The sequence below is a fragment of the Nocardioides sp. Z35_8 genome (assembly GCF_059621125.1).
This window is the reverse complement of the sequence record NZ_JCAQIE010000001.1, coordinates 150,219-174,597: the sequence shown is the minus strand read 5'-3', so window position 1 is coordinate 174,597 and position 24,379 is coordinate 150,219. Positions and strand designations below refer to the sequence as shown.

Sequence of the window (24,379 nt, the reverse complement as noted above, 5' to 3'; positions counted from 1 at the left end):
CGCGTTCTGACAACGGGAAGCCGTCGAGTCGGCCTGTCCTGACGGGCGTCTCGTCAGGATGCGCCGACTCGTCGCTGTTCGGGTGTCAGGATGCGCCGACTCGACGTTGTTCGGGGGTCAGGATGCGCCGACTCGGCTAGAGGCCGCTGACGCCCTCGCCGGAGCCGGAGGACTGCTCGTCGAAGTTCTCGTACTCGATGAGGTGGAGGACGGGTACGCCGAGCTTGCGGCGGGCGCGGGAGGTCCAGTCGACGTGGAAGAACTCGGCCACCACGTGGGGGCGGGTCAAGATGATGGCCTCCCGCGCGTCGACGGAGCGGACCAGCGCGGCGAGCGCGTCGACCGGCGGCTCGGAGGTGATCTTGCCGTGGGCGGTGCCGCCGGCGTCGCGCAGCGCCACGAGGGTCTGCTGGAGGTCGGAGGACGACTGCTCCTCGCACTCGCGGCGCAGCGCCTCGATGTCGACGTCGTTCATCGCCAGGGCCGGCGCGGCCATCAGGTCGCCCGCGCCGAGCGTGCCCAGCGAGGCCTCGATGCGCGCCGCGGCGTCCTCGAGCGGCAGCAGCACGTGGTAGACGACGGGGTCCTCGATCTCGGCGTGGAGCGACCGCACGCGCTTCGCGTCGCCCGGCGTGATCGCCTGCTCGACGAGGAGCACGACGTCGTAGCTGCCCCTGCCGTCGTGGATCGAGTCGTCGGTGGTGGGGTGGTCGGTGTGCTCGGTCATGACTCGCCTCCGGGTCGGGTGCTGAGGATCCTAGTGAGGTCGTAGCCGGCGGGCTCCTCGAGCTGGGAGTAGTCGCAGCTCTGGGGGTCGCGGTCGGGTCGCCACCTCACGAAGTGGGCGGTGTGGCGGAAGCGGCGGCCCTCCATGTGGTCGTACTTCACCTCCAGCACCCGCTCGGGTCGCAGGGCGGTGAAGCCGAGGTCCTTGCCGGCGCTCCACCGGCTCTGGGTGCCGGGGACGCGGTCGGGGTTGGCGGTGAGGAACTCGTTCCACCGGCCCCACGGGTGCTCGGCGATGTCGCACACGAGCGGCTGGAGCTCGTGCCACAGCTCGGCGCGCCGAGCGGCGGTGAAGCTGGCCGAGACGCCGATGTGCTGCAGCTCGCCGGCGTCGTCGTGGAGGCCGAGCAGCAGCGACCCGATCAGCGGCTGCTCCGGCGTGGACGTCTTGTGCTCGCGGTAGCCGGCGAGGACGACGTCGGCGGTGCGCTCGTGCTTGATCTTGAGCATGGTGCGCTTGTTGGGCTCGTACGCCGCCCCGAGCGGCTTGGCGACCACGCCGTCGAGCCCCGCGCCCTCGAACTCCTCGAACCACCGCTCGGCCTCGCCGGGGTCCTCGGTGGTGCGGGTGAGGAAGCACGGCCCGGTGCCGTCGAGGTCGCCGAGCGCCTCCACGAGGGCGGCGCGGCGCTCGGCGAACGGCCGATGCACGTACGACTCGTCGCCGAGCGCGAGCAGGTCGAAGGCGACGAAGCCGGCGGGCGTCTCGACGGCGAGCTTGTCGACCCGGCTCGCGGCGGGGTGGATGCGCTCCTGCAGGGCCTCGAACTCCAACCGCCAGCCGCCGGCGCCCTCGAGTCCGACGAAGATCTCGCCGTCGAGCACGACGCGCTCGGGCAGCTGACGGCGCACGGCTTCCACGAGCTCGGGGAAGTAGCGCGTGAGCGGCTTGGTGTTGCGGCTGGCGAGCTCGACCTCGTCGCGGTCCTTGAAGACCAGGCAGCGGAATCCGTCCCACTTGGGCTCGAAGCTCAGGCCGCCGTGCTTCGCCGGGTCGGGCACGCCGCTCACGCTCTTGGCGAGCATCGGCTGCACCGGCGGCATCACGGGGAGGTCCACACAGCGAGCCTAGTGGGACGCCGCCCGGCCGCGGCGGCTACTCGTCGCCGCTGATGGAGAACGAGCGGAGGCGGTCGCCGGCGAACCACACGCCGGCGGCGGTCACCACCACGCTGGCGATGATCGCGTAGGGCAGGTTGGCCGGGTCGGGCAGCTCGGAGGAGATCTCGTGCCCGATGCGCAGGCCCCACTGGCCGATGCTGAGCCAGGCGATGCCGCTGAACAGGTTGCCCAGCAGGCTCTCCCAGATCAGCACGAACATCAGCGACGCGATGACGGCGTGCCGGGTCACCGCGGAGATCGCGAGGAAGAGCGCGGAGTACGCCGTCCCGGCGACGGCCGCAGCGACGAACAGCGCGAGCGCCCGGGTGCTGTCGCCGGTGATGAGCGCGGCGACCAGGATCGGCAGCGCCCCGGCCGTCAAGGTGGCGCCGAGCGCGACGATCCACTTGCTGAACGCGACGCCGTGACGGTTCACCGGCTTGGCGAGGAGGTAGACGATCGAGCCGTCGTCGACCTCCGGGCCGAGCACCGAGGAGGAGGCCAGGATCGCGACGAGGGGCAGCACGAGCGGGTAGCCGAGGTTGGGCAGGATCTGGTAGGCGGCGTCGCCGTCGACGAGTGCGGTCACCAGCACGACGAGCCCGATCAGCAGGATCGGGAACGCGAGCAGGAGGTAGAAGCGGCGGCGCCCCAGCAGCGCCTGCAGCGCGAGCTTGGCAATCGTCCCGTTCATGAGGGGTCCTTGATCATCGGGCCACCAGGTAGGCGAAGACGCTCTCCAGCGACTCGTCGCTGGGGGAGAGCTCGAACAGGGTCACGTCGTGCTGCCGGGCCAGGCCGGGCAGCTCCACCGCGAAGCTGCCCAGGTCGTCGACCTGGACGTCGAGGTGGTCGTCGCCGAGGCGCACCGCGCGCACCGACTCCTGCGCCATCAGCGCGGCGGCGAGGGTGCGGTTGTCGCTCGACTGGACGGCGTAGCGCACCGGCCGGTCGACCATCAGCCGGCGGATCGCGCCGAAGTCGCCGGATGCGGCGTGCCGGCCGGAGACGACGACCTCGATGTGCCGGGCGAGCCGCTCGACCTCCTCGAGGATGTGCGAGCTGAAGAGGACGGTGCGGCCCTCGTCGCCGAGGCGACGCAGCAGCTCCATGAGGTGCATCCGCTGCCGCGGGTCGACGCCGTTGAACGGCTCGTCGAGCAGCAGCACGGCCGGGTCGTGGACGAGCGCCGCGGCGATCTTGATGCGCTGCCGCATGCCCTTGGAGTAGGTGTCGAGGCGCCGGCTCGCCGGCTCGACCATGTCGACGACCTCGAGGATGCGCTCGGTGGCGCCGCCCGGGTCGGGGATCCGGTGGAGGTCGGCGTTGGCCCGGACGAACTGGCGTCCGGTGAGGTAGCCGAAGCTGAGCTCGCGCTCGGGGACCAGGCCGATGTGCCGGTAGGTCTCGGTGTTGCGCCACACCGGCCGGCCGTCGAGGGTGACGCGGCCCGCAGACGGGGCGAGGAAGCCCGACATCATCGCCATCAGCGTGGTCTTGCCGGCACCGTTGGGGCCGAGCAGGCCCGTCACGCCGGGGCCGATGGACAGCGACACGTCGTTGACCGCGACCACGTTGCCGAACCAGCGCGAGGCCGACTCGAGGACCAGGGTGCTCATCGCGAGCCCACCTTCCGGAAGCGCGCGACCAGCCCGAGCAGGCAGGCGGCGACGAGCAGCACGGCCACGATGGCGTACGCCGGGACCCAGGCGCCGGTGACGTCGACCGGCGTCTCGACGCCGGCGTCCCACGCGTTGGCCAGGCCGTTGACCAGCGACCACGGGGAGACCAGCCCGACGCCGACCGAGGCCGCCTCGCTGTCGCCCTCGTAGTAGGCGATGTTCTGCATCACCGTCACGATGCCGGTCAGCACGATCAGCGCCATCACCGAGCCGACGACGGCGAAGCCGCGGCGCAGGGAGATCGACGAGATCAGGCCGCTGACCCCGGCGATCATCATCGCCAGCAGGACCTGGAGCACGAGCGCCTTGAGGAGCGCCGTCGTCTGGTCGCTCTTGTCGAGCCCGGCGAGCATCGCGCCGGCGTAGAGCACGACGGTGGGGATCGCGGTGAAGAGCAGGACGGCGACGGTCAGGGAGAGCCACCGCACCAGCGCGAAGACCGCCGCGGGGAGCGGGCGGGCGAGGTAGAGCACGATCGAGCGGTGGCGCAGGTCGCGGGAGAACAGCACCGGCGCCTGGGAGGCGGCGAACAGGCTCACCAGCAGCTGCGTCTGGTTGGTGTAGTCGGCGTAGGACACCGGAAGGTCGCCCAGGCCGGTGAGGACCACCACGCCGACCACGATCGTGGCCGGCAGCAGCGACATCGCCAGCAACAGGAACGGCATCACCTTGGACTTGCCCGACCGGCCGAGCCCGTAGGCGTGGCGCAGTCCGGTGGCGAAGAGGGTGCGCGCGATGGCGGGGGTGCCCTCGCGCACGCCCTCGTAGTGGCGGTAGCCGAGGTCGTGGATGACGCCGGAGCGTCCCGGGCCGGAGGGCTCAGACACGGGTGCCTCCTTCGAGGAAGACGTCCTCGAGGTGGTGCCGGTCGGGCTGGAGCCGCATCAGGCCCAGGCCGAGGTCGGCGGCGACGTCGCGGACCAGGTCGTGGACGGCCGTGCCCTCGGCGAGCTCCGGCGGGGGCGGGTCGACCGCGACCATCGTGCCGCGCGGGCGGCAGGTGAGCCCGCGCTGGGCGAGGGCCTCACCGAGCCGGTCGCGCTCGCTCTCGGTGCCGACCACCTCGACCAGCAGGCTCCCGGTGCGCTCCAGGAACTCACCGGTGGCGCTGCTGCGCAGCAGGTGGCCGCCGTCGAGGACGATGACGTGGTCGCTGACCTGCTCGAGCTCGCCGAGCAGGTGGGATGTGACGAGGACGGCGATGCCGAAGTCGTTGCCGATGCGCCGCACCAGGCGCAGCATGTCGGTGCGTGCCGCCGGGTCGAGGCCGTTGGTGGGCTCGTCGAGGAAGACCAGCCGCGGGTCGTGGGCCAGTGCCTGGGCGAGCTTGGCGCGCTGCTTCATGCCCGTGGAGTAGCCGCCCATGGGCCGGTAGCGCTCCTCGTCGAGGCCCACGTGGCGCAGCACGTCGGCCGACCGCTCGCGGGCCGCGGAGGCGCCCAGTCCCGACATCCTCGCCATGTGTACGACGAAGTCGCTGGCGCTCACGTCGGGCGGCAGGCAGTCGTGCTCGGGCATGTAGCCCACGAGCCGCCTGATCTCCTGGCTGTCCTGCTCGATGTCGTGGCCGAGCACGTGGGCGTGGCCGCCCGTCGGCTCGAGCAGGCCGAGCAGGATCTTGATGAGCGTCGACTTGCCGGCGCCGTTGGCGCCGACCAGCCCGGTCACGCCCTCGCCGACGTCGACGGTGAGGTCGGTCAGCGCATGCACCGTCCCGTAGTGCTTGGTGAGGCCCGCGGTCGAGATGACCGGCGGGCGTCTGAGAATCTCCCCCGTCACGACGGCCACGCTAGCGGGCCGGGACCCCACGCCGCACCCGGACGGGCCGGGATCGGCGTGGAGGTCTCGTGAAGACCGCCCGAGGCGGGCCCTAGGCTTGGGCGCCTATCCCCGGTTGGTCTGCCGGGTCTCGGCAGTCCCGCCCGAGGCGGGCCCTAGGCTTGGGCGCCTATCCCCGGTTGGTCTGCCGGCAGGGCCCGCCTGACTTTGAATCAGGACTAGCGACGTAGGTTCGACTCCTACCCGGGGAGCGAAACTCGCTGGCGCCGCGGCCCGGCACCCCGGCAGGGTCGCGGTGATGCCCACCGCGACGACGTACGACGACCTGCTGGCCTGGGTGCGCCGTCTGGTGCCCGCCACCGGCCGGATCCCGGTCGTCGGCATCAGCGGTCACGGCGGTGCGGGCAAGTCGACCTTGGCGCTCCGGCTGGCCGCCGACCTCGGTCTGCGGGAGGCGCAGGTGGTGGCGACCGACTGGTGCAAGGCGGCCACGTGCGGCCGCGACGCCGGGATGTGGGAGCAGCACGACTGGGCGCTGGTCGAGTCGGTCGTGCACGACGCACGGCGGGGCCGCGAGCGGCTGAGGTTCGACTACCGCTGGTCGTCGGGGGAGACGGGCGTCGTGGACGAGCCGATGCCGGCCGTCCTGCTCGTGGAGGGCATCCGGCTGTTCGGCGACCGCACGCGCGACTGGTTCGACCTGGCCGTCTGGATCGACCTCGACCCCGCCACCGCCGGCGCCCGCGCGAAGGTGCGCAACGCCGCGCAGGGCGACGGCCGCGACGAGCTCGACCTCTGGGACACGAAGTGGATCCCGGAGGGGCACGCCTACGAGCGGGTGGAGCGGCCGGCGGAGCGCGCGGACGTGGTGATCGCCGCGGCTGGCCCCTAGGTCCTGTGGCGCCGCGGCCTCGCGGTGAGGACGCCGATGGCGACGAGCACGATCCCGACCAGCAGGACCAGCCCGGCGAGCACGAGCACCACTGCCGCCGATTCGTCGAGGCCGGAGACCTTGACGCCGGTGGCCACCCGGGCCGACACACCGGCCGAGCCGTCCTCGTTCATCACCACGACGGTCCAGTCGCCGCCGGCGAGCTCCCAGGTGAGCGTCGCATCGGCGCCGCTCGCTTTCGCCGCCCAGAAGGTTTCCTGGGCCGGAGGCGAGGCGGGGGCGTCGCCGCGCGTGGTCCTGAGCTCGGCGTGGTCGTCGTGGACGTCCTCGAGCGTGGCGTGCTCCACCCCCGAGAGGTAGCGCCGCACGTCGGCCGTCGGGGCGACACCGACGAACAGCGGCGTGCCGGAGACCGATTCAGCACTGACGCGAACGTCGCCGACCACCCCGTCAGGCAGGTCTGACGCCACGTCTCCCAGGTCGAGGCGGGCGCCCGGGGAGATGACGGCGTGGGTGGCGCTGTCCACGTCGATGCGCGGACTGGTGAGGAAGCCGTCGTCCTCGGCCAGCCCGACGGCGGCCACGATCAACGCGCCGGCCGCGAGCATGAGGCTCATCAGGACCAGGAACGAGCCGACCACGACGGAGAGGACCTTGGCGACCGTCCAGCGCGACGGCGTCGTGGACGACGGTCGCGAGACGTGCGCCGGGGCCGGATCGATCGAGGCGCCCACGCCATCAAACGCGTCCGGTGCACCGGCCACGGTGCTCTCGTGGCCGCCCATGTCGAGCCGGAAGGGCGGGTACTGGTCGGTCATCAGCGACGTGTAGGCCGACACCCGCATGACCCACCTGTTGAGGCCGACGACCAGGTCGAAGATCGACGGCGGGTAGCGCCCGGTGAAGAGCAGGGCGACGGCGGCGATCAGCACGAGCGTGGCGATCAGGCCGAGGCCGGCCCAGACCGCGTCGGAGGAGTCGTCGACGCCGGCCACGGCGTAGCCCGTGGCACCGGTGAAGATGCCCACGACGAGATAGTGGGGGAACGCGAGCAGCCACTTCACGAGCACGAGTCCGCGTGAGAGCCGCTCGGGGTAGTCGATCTCGAGGTGCGCGGGGTAGTCGGGCACGTCTGCCAGCCGGAACGGCGGGTAGCGGTCGGTGCCCAGGACGCTGGTCGCGTAGTAGCCCACCCGCCAGTTCCAGCGCATGATCCCGACGTTGAGGTCGAAGACGGAGCGCGGGTAGCGGCCGGTGATGAGGATGGCGAAGAACGCGACGACGCTCAGCACCCCGAACGCGATCCACAAGAACGCCAGCACGATGAGGTGGGGGATCGCGAGCAGCCACTTGACGAGCCACAGGCCACGGCTGAGCCCGGGGTCGAGGTCGGCGTCGACGTGGACGGGATAGGAGTGGACGGGATAGGACGGCACGGGAGAGGTCGGGACGGGAGGGTCGCCCTGCTCCGGCGAGGTGGTCATGGCGGTCTCCTGCCGTTGCGGGGTTCCGGGGACACGGGCGGTGGCCCGACTGGCCGCAGGTCGGCCCCCACGGTCTCGCTGCGTGGCGGGCGGTGGCAGGGTCGGACGGCCCGTGCCGTGGGCGACCCGGGACCCGGGACCCTTCCGGGAAGGCGCGCCCTGACCCACACTCGAGGCGAGACCTGAGGAGGCCTGTGATGAGCCACGCCCCGATGCCCCGCCCGCCCGAGCCCTCGACCGCCCGCGTCGTCGAGGTCCGGGTCGCCCCCGTCCCGCTCGATCGGCTGACCCCGCTGCTCGCGCCCGAGCGCGTGGGCGAGCTCGGGCGCCACGTCGCCGCGGTGCGCCGCCTGCTCGGCGGTCGCACCGTGTGGAACATCAACTCGACGGCGCGCGGCGGGGGCGTGGCGGAGATGCTGCACGGGCTGGTGGCGTACGCCGCCGGCGCCGGGCTCACCGTGCGGTGGCTCACCGTGGGTGGCGGTCCGGAGTTCTTCGCCGTCACCAAGCGCCTGCACAACCGGCTGCACGGCTCGCCCGGTGACGGGGGCGCGCTCGACGCCGCCGCGCGGGCGACGTACGACGCGACGCTTGCCGCGCAGGAGCAGCAGGTGCTCGACCTGGTGCAACCGGGCGACGTGGTGCTGCTCCACGACCCGCAGACCGCCGGGCTCGCGCAGGTGCTGCGCCGGAGGGGCGTCTGGGTCGTCTGGCGCTGCCACGTCGGGGTCGACGAGCACGACCAGTGGACCCGCGAGGCGTGGGCCTTCCTGCGTGACCTCGTCGAGCCGGCGCACGCCTGCGTCTTCTCGCGCGAGCAGTTCGCCCCCGACTGGGTCGACCGGCGCTGGATGCGCATCATCCCGCCGTCGCTCGACCCGTTCAGCCCCAAGAACGTCGGCCTCGGCGCTGAGGAGATCGACGCGCTGGTGCACCGCGAGGAGATGGTGGTCGAGGGTGGGCCGGTGCCGTCCCGCGACGCGCGGGTCGTGCTCCAGGTCAGCCGATGGGACCGGCTCAAGGACATGGGCGGCGTGCTGGACGCCTTCTCCCGGCACCTCGACGCGCTCCCGTCCGACGTGCACCTCGTGCTCGCCGGACCGGAGACGACCGGCGTGGCCGACGACCCGGAGGCGGTCGAGGTGCTCGCCGCGTGCCGCGAGCAGTGGCAATCGCTGCCGGCGGCGGCGCGTGAGCGCAGCCATCTCCTCTCGGTGCCGATGGACGACCTCGACGAGAACGCGCGCACCATCAACGCGCTGCAGCGGTGGGCGACCGTGGGGATCCAGAAGAGCCTCGCCGAGGGGTTCGGCCTGACCGTCACCGAGCCGATGTGGAAGGGCCGGCCCGTGGTGGCGTCCGCGGTCGGCGGCATCCGCGACCAGGTGGAGGACGGCGTGTGCGGCCTGCTGCTCGACGACCCGCGAGACGGCGAGGCGCTGGTCGGCGCCCTGGCCTCGCTGCTCGCCGACCCCGAACGGTGCGAGCGGATGGGGCGTGCTGCCCACCTGCGGGTGCGCGACCACTACCTGGCCGACCGCCACCTCATCCAGTACGCCGAGCTGTTCGGGGAGCTGCTCGAGGCGGGCGAGGCGTAGGCGGCGGTTTCCCGGGGTGGCCGCGAGCGGTGACAGACTGCGGGCATGGACAACCTCACCGTCATCGTCCTCGCCGCCGGCGGCGGCACCCGCATGAAGTCGAAGACCATGAAGGTGCTGCACCCGATCGGAGGCCGCTCGATGATCGGCCACGTCCTGCACGCGGTGCAGGCGGTGGAGCCGACCGAGGTCGTCGCGGTCGTCGGCCACCAGCGTGAGCAGGTCGGGCCGCACATCACCGCGCTGCTGCCCTCGGCGGTGCTGGCCGTGCAGGAGACGCAGGAGGGCACCGGGCACGCCGTCCGGGTCGCGATGGACGCGCTCGGCACCACCTCGGGCACGGTCATCGTCGCGGCCGGCGACACCCCGCTGCTGGAGGGTGACACGCTCCGGGCGTTCGCCGAGGAGCATCACGCCGCCCAGCGCGCGGTCAGCATCCTGAGCGGCCTGGTCGCCGATCCCTTCGGCTACGGACGCATCGTGCGCAACGACGAGGGCGACGTCGAGGCGATCGTGGAGGAGAAGGACGCGACGCCCGAGCAGCGCGAGATCCACGAGGTCAGCTCCGGGATCCTGGCGTTCGACGCGGAGTTCCTGCTGTCGGCGCTGGAGCGGATCACCAACGACAACGCCAAGGGCGAGTACTACCTCACCGACGCTGTGGCCATCGCGCGCGAGGACGGGCTCACCGTCGGCGCCCACCTCATCGCCGACGTCGCGCAGACCGCGGGCGCCAACGACCGCGCCCAGCTGGCCGACCTCGGCCGCGAGCTCAACCGTCGCATCGTCACCCGCTGGATGAAGGAGGGCGTCAGTGTCATGGACCCCGCGACGACGTGGATCGAGGCCGACGTGGTGATCGAGCCGGACGTCACGATCCTGCCCGGCACCCAGCTCCTCGGCGCGACGGTGGTCCGCGAGGACGCGGTGGTCGGCCCCGACACGACGCTCAAGGACTGCGAGATCGGCGCCGGGGCGCGCGTCGTACGCGCCCACGGCGAGCTCGCGATCGTCGAGGACCGCGCCACGGTCGGTCCGTTCGCCTACCTGCGACCCGGCACGCGGCTCGGGATCGGCGGCAAGATCGGCGCGTTCGTGGAGGCCAAGAACGCCTCCATCGGCGACGGGGCCAAGGTGCCGCACCTGTCCTACGTCGGCGACGCCGAGATCGGCGAGGGGACCAACATCGGGGCCGGCACGATCTTCGCCAACTACGACGGTGTGGCCAAGCACCGCACGGTCATCGGCCGCCACGCCCGGACCGGCTCCAACAACACCTTCGTCGCGCCGGTCGAGGTCGGCGACGGCGCGGGCACCGCGGGCGGCGCGGTCGTACGCAACGACGTGCCGCCGGGGGCGCTGGCGATCAGCAGCGGCCAGCAGCGCAATCTCGAGGGCTGGGCCGAGGCCAAGCGCGCGGGCACGGCCCAGGCCGAGGCCGCCCGCACCGCTCGCGAGCGGCTCGAGCAGCCCGAGGAGTGACCCCGGGGTTGGTGGTGGGACGGATGTGGGTCAGACTTGACCAGCACCTCCGAACGAGCCTTCCCCCGAGGCCGACCAGGACAGCGAGGAGTCGCGTCGCGTGACCGGAATGAAGCGGACCACCGAGAAGAACCTCATGGTCTTCAGCGGCCGGGCGCACCCCGACCTCGCACACGAGGTCGCCGACCTCCTCGAGACCGGGCTCGTCCCGCAGAGTGCCTACGAGTTCGCCAACGGCGAGCTCTACGTGCGCTACGAGGAGTCCGTGCGGGGGTGCCACGCCTTCGTGATCCAGAGCCACACCGCTCCGATCAACGAGTGGATCATGGAGCACCTGATCATGGTCGACGCGCTCAAGCGCGCCTCGGCCAAGCGGATCACCGTGGTGATGCCCTTCTACGGCTATGCCCGTCAGGACAAGAAGCACCGCGGCCGTGAGCCGATCTCGGCGCGACTGGTCGCCGACCTGTTCAAGACCGCCGGCGCCGACCGGCTGATCACCGTCGACCTGCACGCCGACCAGATCCAGGGCTTCTTCGACGGCCCCGTCGACCACCTGATGGCGCTGCCGATCCTCACCGACTACGTCAAGGAGAAGTACGGCGACCAGCAGCTCGCCGTGGTCTCCCCGGACGCCGGCCGGATCAAGGTCGCCGAGCGATGGTCGGCGCGCCTGGGCGGGGCGCCGCTGGCGTTCATCCACAAGTCGCGCCGCATCGACGTCGCCAACGAGGTCGTCGCCAACCGCGTCGTCGGCGAGGTCAAGGACAAGATCTGCGTCCTGACCGACGACATGATCGACACCGGCGGCACGATCGTGAAGGCCGCCGAGGCGTGCATGGCCGAGGGCGCCGCCGGCGTGGTCATCGCCGCGACCCACCCGATCCTCTCCGACCCGGCGGTCGACCGGCTCAAGAACTGCTCGGCGATGGAGATCGTGGTCACCGACACCCTCCCCATCCCGTCCGAGAAGCAGTTCGACAAGCTGACCACGCTCTCGATCGCCCCGCTCATCGCCCGCGCCATCCGCGAGGTGTTCGAGGACGGGTCGGTCACGTCGATGTTCGACGGCCACGCCTGACCGACCGCGCGGCGGACCACCGCGCGGCCGGGTCGCTCAGAGCGTCCGGTCGAGGTCGTCGAGCGCGTCGTTCCACGACCGCGCGAGCACCGTCGGCACGTCGCCCTCGAGGGCGACGGCGACCGCGGCGCGCAGCTCGCGACGTACGTCGAGGGACAGCGGCAGGAGCGGGAACGCGTCGCCGATGACGTCGCCCATCGCCTGGCCCGAGCGCCGGGCCAGCGCCAGGCCGTCGGAGACGTAGCGAGCGAGGTAGGGACGCACGAGGTCGGCCTGCTCCCAGCCCCAGAACCCGGCGCCGACGGCGTCGAACTCGTGGCTGCCCAGCTCGCCCCCCATCAGCTGCGCCCAGGCGGCGGCCTTGGCCTCCGGCGTCGGCACGGCGGCTCGGGCGGTGAGGGCGGCGTGGTGGCCGGCGACCGACCTGTCGCGCTGCTCCTCCGGGGCGATCCACGAGTCGTCGCCCAGCTCGGCGAGGCGCTGGACCGCCGCCCACCGCACGGTGGGGTCGACGCCGTCGCGGCCCAGCCACGCGACGAGCAGGTCGCGGTCGGCGCTGAGCCGGGCCAGCACCCGCGACGCACCCGGGGCGAGCGACGGGTCGGCGCCGTCGACCGCACCGCGGGCGATGTCGGCGACCACCGCCAGGTGGCCGGCCACCTCGCCCGGCTCGGCGTAGCGGCGCACGACCGACTGGAGCGCGCGCATCACGCCCTCGAAGACGAGGGGGTGCCGCTCCGGACGCAGGTGCCGCTCGGCCAGCCCGAGCAGCTCGCCGACGCCGATGACCTGCGACTCGCACAGGTCGACCGCGGTCCACCACAGCACCGCGCGGGTCAGCTGCGACTCGACCGACGACAGCCCGGCGGTGATCGCGGCCCAGGACTGCTCGTCGGGCCGGACGACCGCGAAGGTCTCGTCGCCGGAGTTGGGCACGACGACCCGCCCGGCGAACTCCTCGAGCCGCACCGGCCCGGCCCCGAGGTGCACGTCGCGGGAGTCCACGAGCCGCATCGCGTCGTCGTACGCCGAGACGGTGAGGCGGTGCGGTCGCGAGCCCGCGCGGGTCAGGACCGGCACGCCCTCGTCGTCGCGGCTCACCCGCAGGGTGTCGAAGCCGGTGGTGCGCAGCCAGGCCGCCGCCCACGCCCGGACGTCCTTGTCGGTGGCCGCGTCGAGCGAGTCGAGAAAGTCGGCCAGGTCGGCGTTGTCGAAGGCGTGCGCGGTGAGGTGGCGGTTGACGCCGGCGAGGAAGTCCTCCTCGCCGAGCCAGTGGCCGAGCTGGGCGAGCGCCGAGTTGCCCTTGGCGTAGGTGATCATGTCGAAGTTGGCGAAGGCCGTGTCGACGTCGACGATCTTGTCGGTGTCCTCGGCGATCGGGTGCGTCGAGCGCCGCCGGTCGGCGCGGTAGCCGGCCGGCTTGCGGGTGATCGCGGCCGACGTCCAGGCGTCGGTGTAGCCCGCCGCCACGCCCGCGACGTCGTAGCCCATGAAGTCGGCGAACGACTCGTTGAGCCACGAGTCCTCCCACCACCGCATCGTCACCAGGTCGCCGAACCACATGTGGGCCATCTCGTGGGCGATCGTCGAGGCCAGCCACTGGCGCTCGAGCTCGGTGGGCGTGCCCTGGGTGAGCGCCTGGTCGCGGAAGACCACGCAGCCGGGGAACTCCATCGCGCCCCAGTTGAGCCCGGGGGCGAAGACCTGCTGGTAGTCGGCGTAGGGGTAGTCGGGCTCGAAGATCGTCGTGTAGTGCTGGAAGCACGCGCTGGTGATGCGACGCAGCTCGTCGGCGTCGCGGCGCAGCTCGCGCTCCTGCGAGGCCCGGGCGTGCCAGCCGAACGGCAGCGTCCCGCCCGGCGCCGGGGCGTAGGGCTCGTCCCACGTGACCGAGACCCACGGTCCGCCGACGAGGGTGAAGAGGTAGGAGGAGAACGGCGGCGTGGTGCCGAAGCGCCAGGTGTCGGCGCCCTCGCCGCTCGCGCGGTCCTCCAGCGGGCCGTTGGCCAGCACCGTCCAGTGCGACGGCGCCGTGACGCCCACCGTGAAGGTCGACTTGATGTCGGGCTGGTCGAAGCAGGGCACGACCTTCTGGGCGATGTCCATCGAGGTGTGCGCGCAGACGTAGCGCTCGCCGTCGGCCGGGTCGACGGTCACGGTCATGCCGTCGCCGTCGGTGACGTAGGGCATCCGCGCGGTGACCCGCACGGTGTTGGTCGCGGCGAGGTCGGTCAGCGCGATCCGCCCGTCGGCGTACGGCGCGGGGGACCCGTCGAGCGTCACCGCCGTGGCGCCGTTGAGCTCGAGGAACGTCGACGCCCCGGGCTGGGTGCAGCCGAACGAGATCGTCGCCTCGACGCCGAAGTCCTCGGTGGAGGTCAGGTCGAGGTGGACCTCGGTGTGGACGTCGGTCAGCAGCACGGCGCGCTCGCGCGCCTCGGGGAGCAGAAGGGGCACCGGGCCACCCTAGTGAGCCCGCCGGAGGCGACCGCGATTCGACCCGGCCGCGGGCCGGGGTCTAGAGTTCTGGGGTTGCCTCGGCGAGGGAGCCCGCACGACCCGGACTCCGTGATCGACTGGGCCGGTCCCTTGCGCCGCGCCTCCGATCCGGAGCGCGGCGTTCGTCGTCTCCGGCCCCGAGGCCCACCGACCACGCACTCGCACGACCAGCCCACGACGTACGGAGAACACCATGTCTGCCCCCGAGAAGATCGCCGCCGAGGCGCGCACCGAGTTCGGCAAGGGCGCCGCCCGCCGCATCCGCCGCGAGGACAAGATCCCCGCCGTCATCTACGGCCACGGCAACGACCCGATCCACGTCATCCTGCCCGGCCACCAGACGATGATGGCTCTCAAGCACGGTGGCGCCAACGCGCTGCTGGCCCTCGAGGTCGACGGCTCCGAGCAGCTCGCCCTGACCAAGGACGTCCAGATCGACCCGATCCGCCGCGTCATCGAGCACGTCGACTTCGTGGCCGTGCGCCGCGGCGAGAAGGTCACCGTCGACGTCCCGATCCACGTCATCGGCGACGCCGCCCCCGACACCCTGGTCGTCAACGAGAACGCCGTGCTCTCCGTCGAGGCCGAGGCCACCCACATCCCCGAGTTCTTCGAGGTCTCGGTCGAGGGCGCCGCCATCGGCACCCAGATCCTCGCCAAGGACCTCGACCTGCCGTCGGGCACCACCCTGCTCGCCGACGAGGACCTGCTCATCGTCAACGTGACCCAGCAGATCTCCGCCGAGGCCCTCGAGGCCGAGCTGGAGGAGGCCGAGGCCGACGCCGGCATCGAGCACGACGCCCCGCAGTCCGACGACGACTCTGCGTCCGGCGACGACGCCGCCGAGGGCTCCGACTCCGAGTGACCAAGGGGCGCGTCCTCGCGCCCAGACCCCGTCGAGTCGGCGCATCCTGACGCACGTCGCGTGCAGGATGCGCCGACTCGGCGCCATTTCGGCGTCAGGATGCGCCGCCTCGACTGATTGGATGGGACCGTGAGCGACGCCCCGACCTCGGACGTCTGGCTGGTCGTCGGGCTCGGCAACCCCGGCCCGGCCTATGCCGGGCACCGCCACAACATCGGCTACCTCGTCACCGACGAGCTCGCCTCCCGGATGGGCGCGAAGTTCCGCGCGCACAAGACGGGCCGCGCCGACGTCGTCGAGGGCCGCCTCGGGCTCGGCGGCCCGCGGGTCGTGCTCGCCCGCGGCCGCGGCTACATGAACGAGTCCGGCGGCCCGGTCAAGGCGCTCGCGACCTTCTACAAGGTCGCCCCCGACCACATCATCGCGATCCACGACGAGCTCGACATCGCCTTCGGCACCCTGCGGGTCAAGCTCGGTGGCGGCGACAACGGCCACAACGGGCTGAAGTCGATGCGCTCCTCGCTGGGCACCGGCGACTTCTACCGGGTGCGGGCCGGGATCGGCCGCCCGCCCGGGCGCCAGGACGTCGCCGACTTCGTGCTGTCCAACTACTCGACCGTCGAGCGCAAGGAGCTGCCGTTCCAGGTCTCCGACGCCGCCGACGCGGTCGAGTCGCTGATCACCGACGGCCTCGAGAAGACCCAGCAGCGCTTCAACTCCTGACCGCACCGTCCCCCGTTTGGGGCATGAGGTCGCGCCCGCGAGCGCCTAGCGTCGACGGGACGGACGGGGGAGTGCGATGGCGCCAGGGCCGACCGGCCGGCCGGCGGGCCGGCGTACGCGGCTGCGCCGCCCGGCGGCGGTGGTCGCGCTGCTCGTGGTGCTCGCCGTCGCGGCCGCGGCGTGCGTCAACCTCAGCCTCACCAGCCGGATGGGCCGCATCGACGGCGCGTTCGACGGGCTGTCCGGGCGCCCGGCGCCGGCGGCCGGCGACACGATCCTCCTGGTCGGCACCCGCCCGGGCGGCACGCAGGACGTGACGTGGCTGCCCGGCGAGCAGTCCGTCGAGTCGATGATGCTCGTGGAGGTGCCCGCCGACGGCCGTAGCGCGCTCGTCGAGTCGGTGTCCGTCCGCGCGGACGCGCCGGTCGTGGACGGGCCGAGCGCCGTGGTCGCGGCGGTGGAGTCGTCGACCGGGCGGCGGGTCGACCACCTGGTGGCGATCGACTGGCAGACCTTCGCCGAGCTGGCGGGCGACAACGACGTCGACGCGACCTACCGCTACGGGTCGGCCCCGGGCGTGCAGCACGACTACCTGCGACTGGTCCTGGAGGGGACCCTGCACGCCGAGCTGCGCAAGCAGCCCCACCTGCTCTACCGCGCCCTGCGCACGACGGCGACCGGCGTGGCGGTCGACGACACCTGGTCGGTGCTCGAGCTCGACCTCCTGGTGCTCCAGCTGCGCGACCTGCGCTCGGCCGACATCCGCTTCGCGGACGCGACGGGGTAGGGCTCCCCAAAATGGGCGAAAGCCCCCGTGGGCGCTCCTCCGGGGCGAGCGCCTTGCCCAAGATCTGAGGGTGCCGCCGATCGGTCGGCACGCGACGTGGGGGAGTGGGAATGGCCCTGGCCAGTGTCGTCATCCCGGCGCACAACGAGGCAGCGACGATCGGCCGCAACCTGGCCGCGTTGCGCGGCGGGACACGCGGCGGCGACCTCGACGTGGTCGTGGTCTGCAACGGCTGCACCGACCGCACGGCCGAGGTGGCCCGGGCGGCCGACCCGCAGGCCCGCGTGATCGAGATCGCGCAGCCGTCCAAGGCCGAGGCCGTCCGGGTCGGCAACGCCGCCACCGACGTCTTCCCGCGCATCCACCTCGACGCCGACATCGAGCTCGGCGGCGTCGCGGCGCTCCGGCTCCTGGAGCCGATCGCCCGCGACGAGGTGCTGGCCACTGCGCCGCGCCGCGCCGTGCCGCGCACGGGCTGCTCGCCCTGGGTGCGGTGGTACTACGACGTGTGGGAGGCGCTGCCGCAGGTGCGGACCGGCCTGTTCGGTCGTGGGGTCGTGGTGCTCTCCGAGGAGGCCCAGGCGCGCGTGGGCGCGCTGCCGCGGATGATGGGCGACGACCTCGCCATGTCCGACTCGTTCGGCGACCACGAGCGCCGCGTCGTGCCCGGTGCCGTCGCCGTGGTCCACCCGCCTCGCACCGTGCGCGACCTGGTCCGCCGTCGGGTGCGGGTCGCGACGGGCAACGCCCAGGCCGAGCAGCTCGGCGTACGCCGTCCCGCCTCGCGCACGAGCCCGCGCACCCTGCTCGGCCTGGCCGCCGAGCGGCCGGGGCTCGCCCTCCGGCTCCCGGTGTTCGTGGCCGTCCACGTCGCCGCCCGGCTCGGTGCCCGACGGGCGCTGAGGGACGGGGACTTCACCACCTGGCAACGAGACGAGAGCTCCCGCACATGACCTCACTGTCCAGCGCGCGTGCCCGCTCCCGCGCCCACTCCCGCGACCGCGCCCACGTCGCGCCCACCGCGACCGTCGAGGACGGCGCCCGCGTCGGTCGCGGCGCCCAGGTGTGGGACCAGACCGTCGTCCGAGAGGGGGCGCAGGTCGGCGACGGAACGATCCTGGGCCGCGGCGTCTACGTCGGCCCGGGCGCCCGGATCGGCGAGCGGTGCAAGGTGCAGAACCAGGCCCTGGTCTACGAGCCGGCCGTGCTCGGGGACGGGGTGTTCATCGGCCCCGCGGTGGTGCTCACCAACGACACCTACCCGCGCGCGGTGACGACCGACGGCCGGCGCAAGGGCGCCGAGGACTGGGAGCCCGTCGGGGTCACCATCGGCGAGGGCGCGTCCGTCGGGGCGCGCGCCGTGTGCGTGGCCCCGGTGCGGATCGGCCGGTGGGCCAGCGTCGGCGCCGGCGCGGTCGTGACGCGCGACGTCCCCGACCACGGGCTCGTGGTGGGCATGCCCGCACGACGCATCGGATGGGTGGGCCGCAGCGGCGTCCCGCTGGTCTTCGACAACCGCGACCGGTGGATCTGCCCGGTCACCGGAGAGGTCTACGTGGAGGCCGACGGCCGACTGGAGGAAGCACGATGAGCATCCGCACACCCGGCCCCCTGGGCATCGCCGTCATCGGCGCCGGCTACTGGGGCCCCAACCTGGTCCGCAACTTCGGGGCGTCCCCCGACTGGAGCCTCGAGGCGGTCTGCGACCTCGACCTCGAGCGGGCGCGCCGGGTCGCCGGCCCGCACGTCGAGGTCACCGACAGCCTGGAGCGGGTGCTCGACGACCCGCGCATCCACGCCGTCGCGATCGCCACCCCGGCCCGTACGCACCACGGGCTCGCGCTGCAGGCGCTCAGCGCGGGCAAGCACGTGCTCGTGGAGAAGCCGCTCGCGGACAGCGTCTCGCGCGGCCGCACCATGGTCGACCTGGCGGATGCCCAGGGCCTGACCCTGATGACCGACCACACCTACTGCTACACGCCGGCCGTGCAGCGGATGCGCGACCTCGTCGGCAGTGGCGAGCTCGGCCAGGTGCACTTCGTCGACTCGGTGCGGATCAACCTGGGGCTGGTGCAGCCCGACATCGACGTGCTGTGGGACCTGGCCCCGCACGACCTCGCCATCCTCGACTTCGTGCTGCCCGGAGGGCTGCCCACGACGGGCATCGGCGCGACCGGAGCCGACCCCATCGGCGCCGGCCGCGCCTGTGTCGGCCACCTGACGCTGCCGCTGCCCGACGACGGGCTCGCGCACGTGCACGTCAACTGGCTCAGCCCCACCAAGATCCGCCAGATGGTGATCGGCGGGTCGCGGCGCACGCTGGTCTGGGACGACCTCAACCCCCAGCAGCGGCTCAGCATCTACGACCGCGGCGTCGACCTCGCCCGCACCTCGGTGGCCGGCGCCGACCGCACCGCCTCGACCGTGTCCTACCGGCTGGGCGACACCTGGTCGCCGGCGCTGCCCGAGCGCGAGGCTCTCGGGGCGATGGTGACCGAGTTCGCCACCGCGATCCACGAGGGCCGCCCGGCGGTGACCGACGGCCGCGCCGGGCTGCGGGTCCTCGAGGTGCTCGAGCAGGCCTCGCACCGGCTGGCCGAGCGGTCCGGGACGGCGTACGACGCCGGGTCGGCGGCCCCGCCGGGCCCACCGGCGCCCCGCCTGAGCGTGCTGGAGGCGGCGCGATGACGGCCCTCGCAGGAGCGACCGCGCTGGTGACCGGCGGCGCCGGCACCATCGGCTCGACGCTCGTCGACCAGCTCTTCGATGCGGGGGTCGCCCAGGTGCGGGTGCTCGACAACTTCGTCCGCGGCCGGGAGGCCAACCTCCAGGCTGCCCTCGGGCGCGGCGACGCCGACCTGGTGCTGGTGCGCGGCGACATCCGCGACCGCGACCTCGTGCACGACCTGACCAGCGGCTGCGACCTGGTCTTCCACCAGGCCGCCATCCGGATCACGCAGTGCGCCGAGGAGCCGCGGCTGGCGCTGGAGGTGCTGGTCGACGGCACCTTCAACGTCGTCGAGGCCGCGGCGTCCGTGCCGGGCGTCGACAAGCTCGTCGCGGCGTCGTCGGCGTCGGTCTACGGCCTCGCGGAGCGCTTCCCGACGCCGGAGGACCAGCACCCCTACGACAACGACACGTTCTACGGTGCCGCCAAGACCTTCAACGAGGGCATGCTGCGCAGCTTCCGGGCGATGCACGGGCTCGACTACGTCGGGCTGCGCTACTTCAACGTCTACGGACCGCGCATGGACGTCCACGGCCTCTACACCGAGGTGCTGGTGCGGTGGATGGAGCGCATCGACGACGGCCTCCCGCCGCTCATCTTCGGCGACGGTCGCCAGACGATGGACTTCGTCTTCACCACCGACATCGCCCGGGCCAACGTGCTGGCGGCGTCCTCCGACGTCGTCGAGGGCGTCTACAACGTCGCCCGCGGCGAGGAGACCAGCCTGCTGGGGCTCGCGCAGACGCTGCTGCGCGTGATGGGCTCCGAGCTGCCCGTCGAGCACGGCCCGGAGCGGGGCGTCAACGGAGTCGTCCGCCGCCTCGCCGACACCTCCGCCGCCCGGCGCGACCTCGGCTTCACGGCCACCACCGGGCTCGAGGACGGACTGCGGCAGCTGGTCGAGTGGTGGCGTCCCCAGCGCGAGCAGATCGCCGCCGGACGCTCCGTGGCGGTGGCCCGATGAGCCTCGAGCAGGAGCTCACGCGCATCAACGTGATGCAGCCGTGGCTCGGCGAGGAGGAGGTGGCCGCCGTCTCGGAGGTGCTGCGCTCCGGCTGGGTGGCCCAGGGCCCGCGCGTCGCGGCCTTCGAGACGGCGTTCGCCGAGGCGCAGGGCGTCGCGCACGCCGTGGCGCTGAGCAACTGCACGACCGCCCTGCACCTGGCGCTCGTCGTCGCCGGGGTCGGTCCCGGCGACGAGGTCGTGGTGCCGTCGTTCTCCTTCGTCGCCACCGCCAACGCGCCGACCTACGTCGGCGCCACCCCGGTCTTCGCCGACGTCGACCCCGACACGGGCAACCTGACGCCCGCCACGATCGCCACGGCGGTCACCCCGCGCACGCGCGCGGTGATCGCCGTGGACCAGGGCGGCGTGCCGCTCGACCTCCTGGCCATCCGCGCCTGGTGCGACCCGCTCGGGATCACGGTCGTCGAGGACGCCGCCTGCGCGGCCGGGTCCACGGCCCACGGTCGACCGGTGGGCGCCGGCGCCGAGCTCGCGACCTGGTCGTTCCACCCGCGCAAGCTCCTCACGACGGGGGAGGGCGGGATGCTCACCACCTCCCGGGCCGACTGGGCGGCCCGCGCCCGGCGCCTGCGCGAGCACGCCATGAGTGTCTCCGCCGCCGAGCGCCACGCCAGCGTGCTGGCGCCTCCGGAGAGCTTCGACGAGGTCGGCTTCAACTACCGGATGACCGACCTCCAGGCCGCGGTCGGGCTGGTCCAGCTGCGCCGGCTCCCCGAGATGGTGGCCCGGCGCCGCGAGCTCGCCGCGAGGTACGCCGAGGCGGTCACCGTGCTGCCCGGGATGCGGCTCGTGGGCGACCCGGCATGGGGCACCACCAACTTCCAGTCCTGCTGGCTCGAGGTCCTGCCCGACCACCCGCTGGACCGCGAGCAGATGATGGAGCACCTCGCCGCGGCCGGCATCTCGGCGCGCCGCGGCATCATGGCGGCCCACCGCCAGCCCGCGCACGGCGAGCGGGGGCACGCGCCGCTGCCGGTCACCGAGCGCCTCACCGACCGCACGCTGGTGCTGCCGTTGTTCCACCAGATGAGCGACGCCGAGCACCAGCGGGTGTGCGACGCCCTCGGGACGGCGCGGCGGCCGTGACCGGGCTGGTGCTGGTCGGCGCCAGCGGCCTGGCGCGCGAGGCGACCGCGGTCGCCGTGCTCCTGCAGCACGACGGGCCGCTCCACGTCGTCGACGACGACCCGCTCAGGTGGGGCACCCTCCACGGCCTGGTGCCGGTGCTGGGCGGGGTCGACCTGGTCACCGAGCTCGTCGACCACGAGGTGGTCCTGGCGCTCGGCAAGGGCCGCCTGCGCCGCCGCATCGCCACGCGCCTGGCCATGGTCGGTCTCGACCCGGCCCGCTACGGCACCCTGCTCCACCCGCGCCTGGTGCTGCCCGGCAGCTGCCACGTCGGCGCCGGCACGATCGCCCTCGACGGCGTGGTGCTCACCGCGGACGTCGAGGTCGGCCAGCACGTCGTCCTCATGCCGCACGTCACGCTGACCCACGGCTGCACCGTGGCCGACTACGCCACCCTGTGCGCCGGGGTGTCCCTCGGCGGCGGCGTCGAGGTGGGCGAGGCGTCCTACCTCGGCATGAACGCCTCCGTGCGCGAAGGCGTGCGCATCGGCGCCGACGCGACCGTCGGGATGGGGTCGGTGGTCCTCGAGGACGTCCCCGCAGGACAGACCTGGGTGGGAGTGCCCGCCCGACCGATCCGGACAGGAGTCCGCACATGAGCAACGTCCCCTTCGTCGACCTCGCCGCCCAGCACGCGGAGATCGCCGCCGAGGTGGAGGCGGGCCTCGCGGCCGTCTTCGCCGCGACCGCCTTCGTCGACGGCCCGCCCGTCGCCGACTTCGAGCACCAGTACGCCGAGTTCGTCGGCGTCGACCACTGCGTCGGGGTCGCCAACGGCACCGACGCCCTCGAGCTCGCGCTCCGTGCCGCCGGTGTGCGTCCGGGCGGCGAGGTGGTCATCCCCGCCAACACGTTCATCGCCACCGCGGAGGCCGTCTCGCGCATCGGTGCGCTGCCCGTCCTGGTGGACTGCGACGACGAGCGGCTGCTCATCGACCCCGACCTGGTCGCGGACGCGATCACCGACCGGACGCAGGCCGTGGTGGCCGTCCACCTCTTCGGCCAGCTCGCGCCGATCCAGCGGCTGGCGGAGGTCTGCGACGCAGCCGGCGTGCCCCTCGTCGAGGACGCCGCCCAGTCCCAGGGCGCGCGGGTCGACGGGCGCGGCTCGGGCGGGCTCGGCACGGTCGCCGCCACCAGCTTCTATCCCGGCAAGAACCTCGGGGCTGCGGGCGACGCCGGCGCGGTGACCACCGACGACGCGACGATCGCGGCGGAGGTGCGCCGCCTGCGCAACCACGGCTCCTCGACCCGCTACGTCCACGACGTGATCGGCATGAACTCCCGGCTCGACACGGTGCAGGCGGTCTACCTGCGCGCCAAGCTCGACCGGCTGGAGAAGTGGAACGAGCTCCGGGTGCGGGCGGCCGCCCGCTACGACGCGCTCCTCGCCGACGTGCCCGGCGTACGCCGCCCGCTGCTCGGAGCGGAGGGCCAGCACGTCTGGCACCTCTACGTCGTGCGGGTCGCCGAGCGCGACCGGGTGCTGGCCGAGCTCGGCCGGGCGGGCGTCGGCGCGGGCGTCCACTACCCCTACCCCGTGCACCTGACCGGCGCCTACGCCCACCTGGGCCTCGGCCCGGGGACCGCGCGGGTGGCGGAGCGGGCGGCGGGGGAGATCCTGTCGCTGCCGATGCACCCGCACCTCAGCGAGGACCAGCAGGAGCGGGTCGTCGCGGTGCTGGCCGACGCCGTCGCCGGGATCCGCGGATGACCACCCTGCTCGTCGCCAACGACGGTGGGCACGTGATGCAGCTGCACACCCTGCGACCGCGCCTCGGCGTGGGCGACGACGTGGTGTGGGTGACGCCCCGCACGGCCCAGACCGAGTCGCTGCTCGCGGGGGAGCGGGTCCACTGGGCGCTGCCGTGCCCGCCGCGCGACACCCGCGCGCTGGCGCGCAACGCCGTCGCGTGCCGACGGCTCTTCAGCGACCACGACGTGTCGCTGGTCGTGAGCACCGGCGCCGCGCTGGCCCTCGCCCTGCTGCCGCAGGCGCGGCTGCGCGGGATCGAGACGGTCTACATCGAGAGCGCCACCCGGCTGGACGCGCCGTCGGTGTCGGGTCGAGTGCTCGCGCTGGTGCCCGGCATCAGGACCTTCAGCCAGTCGACCTCGCTCACCCGCGGCCACTGGCAGTACCTCGCCTCGCCGTGGGAGCTCTACGAGACCATGCCCACCGAGGAGCGGGCGGTGCGCTCGATGGTGGTCAGCCTCGGCACGCAGGAGGGCTACGGCTTCCGGCGGCTGCTCGACCGGCTCGTGGCCCTGGTGCCGCCCGGCGCCGAGGTGCTGTGGCAGACCGGGGGCACCGACGTCACCGGTCTCGGGATCGACGCGCGCGAACGCGTGCCGTCGGCCGAGATGGCCGCCGCCATCCGCGCCGCCGACGTCGTGGTCGCGCACGCCGGCACCGGGATCGCGCTGATGGCGCTGGAGAACGGCCGGTGCCCGGTGCTGGTGCCCCGCCGCGCGATGCACGGCGAGCACGTCGACGACCACCAGCTGACCATCGCGCTCGAGCTGGCCCTGCGCGACCTGTGCATCTCGCGCGATGCCGACAGCCTCAAGGCGCGCGACCTGGTGGCGGCTGCCAGCCGCACGGTGACCAAGGTGCCCGACCCGCCGCCGCTGCGCATCCGCGCGACGCGGGAGGCGGTCGCCGCCGGCCTCTGACGCGTCTGTGAAATTGGGGATATCGACCGCTCCGCTGCCCGCTCGGGGTGCCGCGTGGACAG

Annotated in this window: 23 protein-coding genes and 1 tRNA gene; 16 read left to right on the top strand and 8 right to left on the bottom strand. The window is 73.2% G+C overall.

Annotation, left to right across the window (positions count from 1 at the left end; genetic code table 11):
- Positions 1-136 precede the first annotated feature (136 nt).
- From AC54T2_RS00815 to AC54T2_RS00790, 6 genes are read right to left on the bottom strand one after another with little or no spacing between them, the layout of a single operon-like run.
- Positions 137-727, bottom strand: coding sequence for a hypothetical protein (locus AC54T2_RS00815; protein ID WP_496665261.1), 591 nt, complete (start codon positions 725-727; stop codon positions 137-139).
- Entirely contained in the window at positions 724-1,845 is a 1,122-nt protein-coding gene (locus tag AC54T2_RS00810) for an ATP-dependent DNA ligase (protein WP_489975111.1), read from the bottom strand. The genes AC54T2_RS00815 and AC54T2_RS00810 overlap by 4 nt, the downstream gene beginning before the upstream one ends.
- A gap of 37 nt (positions 1,846-1,882) precedes the next feature.
- Complete coding sequence (locus tag AC54T2_RS00805) at positions 1,883-2,581, bottom strand: ABC transporter permease subunit (protein WP_489975110.1); 699 nt, start codon at positions 2,579-2,581, stop codon at positions 1,883-1,885.
- Positions 2,582-2,594: 13 nt separating this feature from the next.
- Positions 2,595-3,506 carry an ABC transporter ATP-binding protein gene (locus AC54T2_RS00800; protein ID WP_186339070.1) on the bottom strand — a complete coding sequence of 304 codons (912 nt, stop codon included), beginning with the start codon at positions 3,504-3,506 and terminating at the stop codon, positions 2,595-2,597.
- Positions 3,503-4,396 (bottom strand): ABC transporter permease, encoded by an 894-nt coding sequence (locus tag AC54T2_RS00795; RefSeq protein ID WP_186339069.1) that lies wholly within the window; start codon positions 4,394-4,396, stop codon positions 3,503-3,505. Before AC54T2_RS00795 ends, AC54T2_RS00800 begins: the two co-directional genes overlap by 4 nt.
- Positions 4,389-5,348, bottom strand: coding sequence for an ABC transporter ATP-binding protein (locus AC54T2_RS00790; RefSeq protein ID WP_241005203.1), 960 nt, complete (start codon positions 5,346-5,348; stop codon positions 4,389-4,391). The genes AC54T2_RS00795 and AC54T2_RS00790 overlap by 8 nt, the downstream gene beginning before the upstream one ends.
- A 172-nt stretch (positions 5,349-5,520) precedes the next feature.
- Here AC54T2_RS00790 and AC54T2_RS00785 point away from each other — a divergent pair.
- A tRNA-Gln gene (locus AC54T2_RS00785) sits at positions 5,521-5,599 on the top strand.
- Between the two features lie 47 nt (positions 5,600-5,646).
- Positions 5,647-6,240, top strand: coding sequence for a uridine kinase family protein (locus AC54T2_RS00780; RefSeq protein ID WP_496665260.1), 594 nt, complete (start codon positions 5,647-5,649; stop codon positions 6,238-6,240).
- On the opposite strand, the gene AC54T2_RS00775 is transcribed toward AC54T2_RS00780, so the two are convergent.
- Positions 6,237-7,724, bottom strand: a complete 1,488-nt coding sequence (locus tag AC54T2_RS00775) for a DUF4389 domain-containing protein (RefSeq protein WP_496665259.1) — start codon at positions 7,722-7,724, stop codon at positions 6,237-6,239. The genes AC54T2_RS00780 and AC54T2_RS00775 overlap by 4 nt on opposite strands.
- 197 nt (positions 7,725-7,921) lie before the next feature.
- On the opposite strand from AC54T2_RS00775, the gene AC54T2_RS00770 reads away from it, so the two are divergent.
- The 3 genes from AC54T2_RS00770 (at position 7,922) to AC54T2_RS00760 (ending at position 11,885) form a co-directional block, all read left to right on the top strand.
- Positions 7,922-9,322 carry a glycosyltransferase gene (locus AC54T2_RS00770; protein ID WP_489975107.1) on the top strand — a complete coding sequence of 467 codons (1,401 nt, stop codon included), beginning with the start codon at positions 7,922-7,924 and terminating at the stop codon, positions 9,320-9,322.
- 45 nt (positions 9,323-9,367) lie between these two features.
- Positions 9,368-10,804, top strand: a complete 1,437-nt coding sequence (gene glmU, locus AC54T2_RS00765) for a bifunctional UDP-N-acetylglucosamine diphosphorylase/glucosamine-1-phosphate N-acetyltransferase GlmU (RefSeq protein WP_496665258.1) — start codon at positions 9,368-9,370, stop codon at positions 10,802-10,804.
- 109 nt (positions 10,805-10,913) lie between these two features.
- On the top strand, positions 10,914-11,885 hold the full coding sequence (locus tag AC54T2_RS00760) for a ribose-phosphate diphosphokinase (RefSeq protein ID WP_489975105.1): 972 nt from the start codon (positions 10,914-10,916) through the stop codon (positions 11,883-11,885).
- A 36-nt stretch (positions 11,886-11,921) separates the two neighbouring features.
- Here AC54T2_RS00760 and pepN read toward each other — a convergent pair whose 3' ends face one another.
- Positions 11,922-14,342: an aminopeptidase N gene (gene pepN / locus AC54T2_RS00755; RefSeq protein ID WP_496665257.1), complete on the bottom strand. Its 2,421-nt coding sequence runs from the start codon at positions 14,340-14,342 to the stop codon at positions 11,922-11,924.
- A 235-nt stretch (positions 14,343-14,577) separates the two neighbouring features.
- Here pepN and AC54T2_RS00750 point away from each other — a divergent pair, with 235 nt between their 5' ends.
- The 11 genes from AC54T2_RS00750 (at position 14,578) to AC54T2_RS00700 (ending at position 24,317) form a co-directional block, all read left to right on the top strand.
- Positions 14,578-15,249, top strand: coding sequence for a 50S ribosomal protein L25/general stress protein Ctc (locus tag AC54T2_RS00750; RefSeq protein ID WP_496665256.1), 672 nt, complete (start codon positions 14,578-14,580; stop codon positions 15,247-15,249).
- A 129-nt stretch (positions 15,250-15,378) separates the two neighbouring features.
- Entirely contained in the window at positions 15,379-15,972 is a 594-nt protein-coding gene (gene pth / locus AC54T2_RS00745; protein ID WP_186339061.1) for an aminoacyl-tRNA hydrolase, read from the top strand.
- Between the two features lie 76 nt (positions 15,973-16,048).
- A complete protein-coding gene (locus AC54T2_RS00740; RefSeq protein ID WP_496665255.1) occupies positions 16,049-16,759 on the top strand; it encodes a hypothetical protein in 711 nt (236 codons plus the stop codon).
- A 110-nt stretch (positions 16,760-16,869) separates the two neighbouring features.
- Positions 16,870-17,712, top strand: coding sequence for a glycosyltransferase family 2 protein (locus AC54T2_RS00735; protein ID WP_206054422.1), 843 nt, complete (start codon positions 16,870-16,872; stop codon positions 17,710-17,712).
- The gene (locus tag AC54T2_RS00730; protein ID WP_186339059.1) at positions 17,709-18,350 is read left to right on the top strand and encodes an acyltransferase; all 642 of its coding nucleotides are present in this window, start codon (positions 17,709-17,711) and stop codon (positions 18,348-18,350) included. The genes AC54T2_RS00735 and AC54T2_RS00730 overlap by 4 nt, the downstream gene beginning before the upstream one ends.
- Positions 18,347-19,447 carry a Gfo/Idh/MocA family protein gene (locus tag AC54T2_RS00725; protein ID WP_496665254.1) on the top strand — a complete coding sequence of 367 codons (1,101 nt, stop codon included), beginning with the start codon at positions 18,347-18,349 and terminating at the stop codon, positions 19,445-19,447. The genes AC54T2_RS00730 and AC54T2_RS00725 overlap by 4 nt, the downstream gene beginning before the upstream one ends.
- Positions 19,444-20,451 (top strand): NAD-dependent epimerase/dehydratase family protein, encoded by a 1,008-nt coding sequence (locus AC54T2_RS00720; protein WP_496665253.1) that lies wholly within the window; start codon positions 19,444-19,446, stop codon positions 20,449-20,451. The genes AC54T2_RS00725 and AC54T2_RS00720 overlap by 4 nt, the downstream gene beginning before the upstream one ends.
- The gene (locus AC54T2_RS00715) at positions 20,448-21,599 is read left to right on the top strand and encodes a DegT/DnrJ/EryC1/StrS family aminotransferase (protein WP_496665252.1); all 1,152 of its coding nucleotides are present in this window, start codon (positions 20,448-20,450) and stop codon (positions 21,597-21,599) included. The genes AC54T2_RS00720 and AC54T2_RS00715 overlap by 4 nt, the downstream gene beginning before the upstream one ends.
- Positions 21,566-22,240, top strand: coding sequence for a NeuD/PglB/VioB family sugar acetyltransferase (locus AC54T2_RS00710; RefSeq protein WP_496665251.1), 675 nt, complete (start codon positions 21,566-21,568; stop codon positions 22,238-22,240). Before AC54T2_RS00715 ends, AC54T2_RS00710 begins: the two co-directional genes overlap by 34 nt.
- Positions 22,237-23,355, top strand: coding sequence for a DegT/DnrJ/EryC1/StrS family aminotransferase (locus AC54T2_RS00705; RefSeq protein ID WP_186339055.1), 1,119 nt, complete (start codon positions 22,237-22,239; stop codon positions 23,353-23,355). The genes AC54T2_RS00710 and AC54T2_RS00705 overlap by 4 nt, the downstream gene beginning before the upstream one ends.
- Positions 23,352-24,317, top strand: coding sequence for a glycosyltransferase (locus AC54T2_RS00700; RefSeq protein ID WP_496665250.1), 966 nt, complete (start codon positions 23,352-23,354; stop codon positions 24,315-24,317). The genes AC54T2_RS00705 and AC54T2_RS00700 overlap by 4 nt, the downstream gene beginning before the upstream one ends.
- Positions 24,318-24,379 lie beyond the last annotated feature (62 nt).

Bases quoted from the DNA above. Each gene is read 5' to 3' on its own strand.
- AC54T2_RS00705 (WP_186339055.1), top strand. From the start codon at position 22,237: ATGAGCAACGTCCCCTTCGTCGACCTCGCCGCCCAGCACGCGGAGATC.
- AC54T2_RS00760 (WP_489975105.1), top strand. From the start codon at position 10,914: ATGAAGCGGACCACCGAGAAGAACCTCATGGTCTTCAGCGGCCGGGCG.
- glmU (WP_496665258.1), top strand. From the start codon at position 9,368: ATGGACAACCTCACCGTCATCGTCCTCGCCGCCGGCGGCGGCACCCGC.
- AC54T2_RS00725 (WP_496665254.1), top strand. From the start codon at position 18,347: ATGAGCATCCGCACACCCGGCCCCCTGGGCATCGCCGTCATCGGCGCC.
- AC54T2_RS00780 (WP_496665260.1), top strand. From the start codon at position 5,647: ATGCCCACCGCGACGACGTACGACGACCTGCTGGCCTGGGTGCGCCGT.
- AC54T2_RS00805 (WP_489975110.1), bottom strand. From the start codon at position 2,581: ATGAACGGGACGATTGCCAAGCTCGCGCTGCAGGCGCTGCTGGGGCGC.
- AC54T2_RS00720 (WP_496665253.1), top strand. From the start codon at position 19,444: ATGACGGCCCTCGCAGGAGCGACCGCGCTGGTGACCGGCGGCGCCGGC.
- AC54T2_RS00770 (WP_489975107.1), top strand. From the start codon at position 7,922: ATGAGCCACGCCCCGATGCCCCGCCCGCCCGAGCCCTCGACCGCCCGC.
- AC54T2_RS00775 (WP_496665259.1), bottom strand. From the start codon at position 7,724: ATGACCACCTCGCCGGAGCAGGGCGACCCTCCCGTCCCGACCTCTCCC.
- AC54T2_RS00715 (WP_496665252.1), top strand. From the start codon at position 20,448: ATGAGCCTCGAGCAGGAGCTCACGCGCATCAACGTGATGCAGCCGTGG.
- AC54T2_RS00740 (WP_496665255.1), top strand. From the start codon at position 16,049: ATGGCGCCAGGGCCGACCGGCCGGCCGGCGGGCCGGCGTACGCGGCTG.
- AC54T2_RS00800 (WP_186339070.1), bottom strand. From the start codon at position 3,506: ATGAGCACCCTGGTCCTCGAGTCGGCCTCGCGCTGGTTCGGCAACGTG.
- AC54T2_RS00750 (WP_496665256.1), top strand. From the start codon at position 14,578: ATGTCTGCCCCCGAGAAGATCGCCGCCGAGGCGCGCACCGAGTTCGGC.
- AC54T2_RS00700 (WP_496665250.1), top strand. From the start codon at position 23,352: ATGACCACCCTGCTCGTCGCCAACGACGGTGGGCACGTGATGCAGCTG.
- AC54T2_RS00735 (WP_206054422.1), top strand. From the start codon at position 16,870: ATGGCCCTGGCCAGTGTCGTCATCCCGGCGCACAACGAGGCAGCGACG.
- AC54T2_RS00815 (WP_496665261.1), bottom strand. From the start codon at position 727: ATGACCGAGCACACCGACCACCCCACCACCGACGACTCGATCCACGAC.
- AC54T2_RS00730 (WP_186339059.1), top strand. From the start codon at position 17,709: ATGACCTCACTGTCCAGCGCGCGTGCCCGCTCCCGCGCCCACTCCCGC.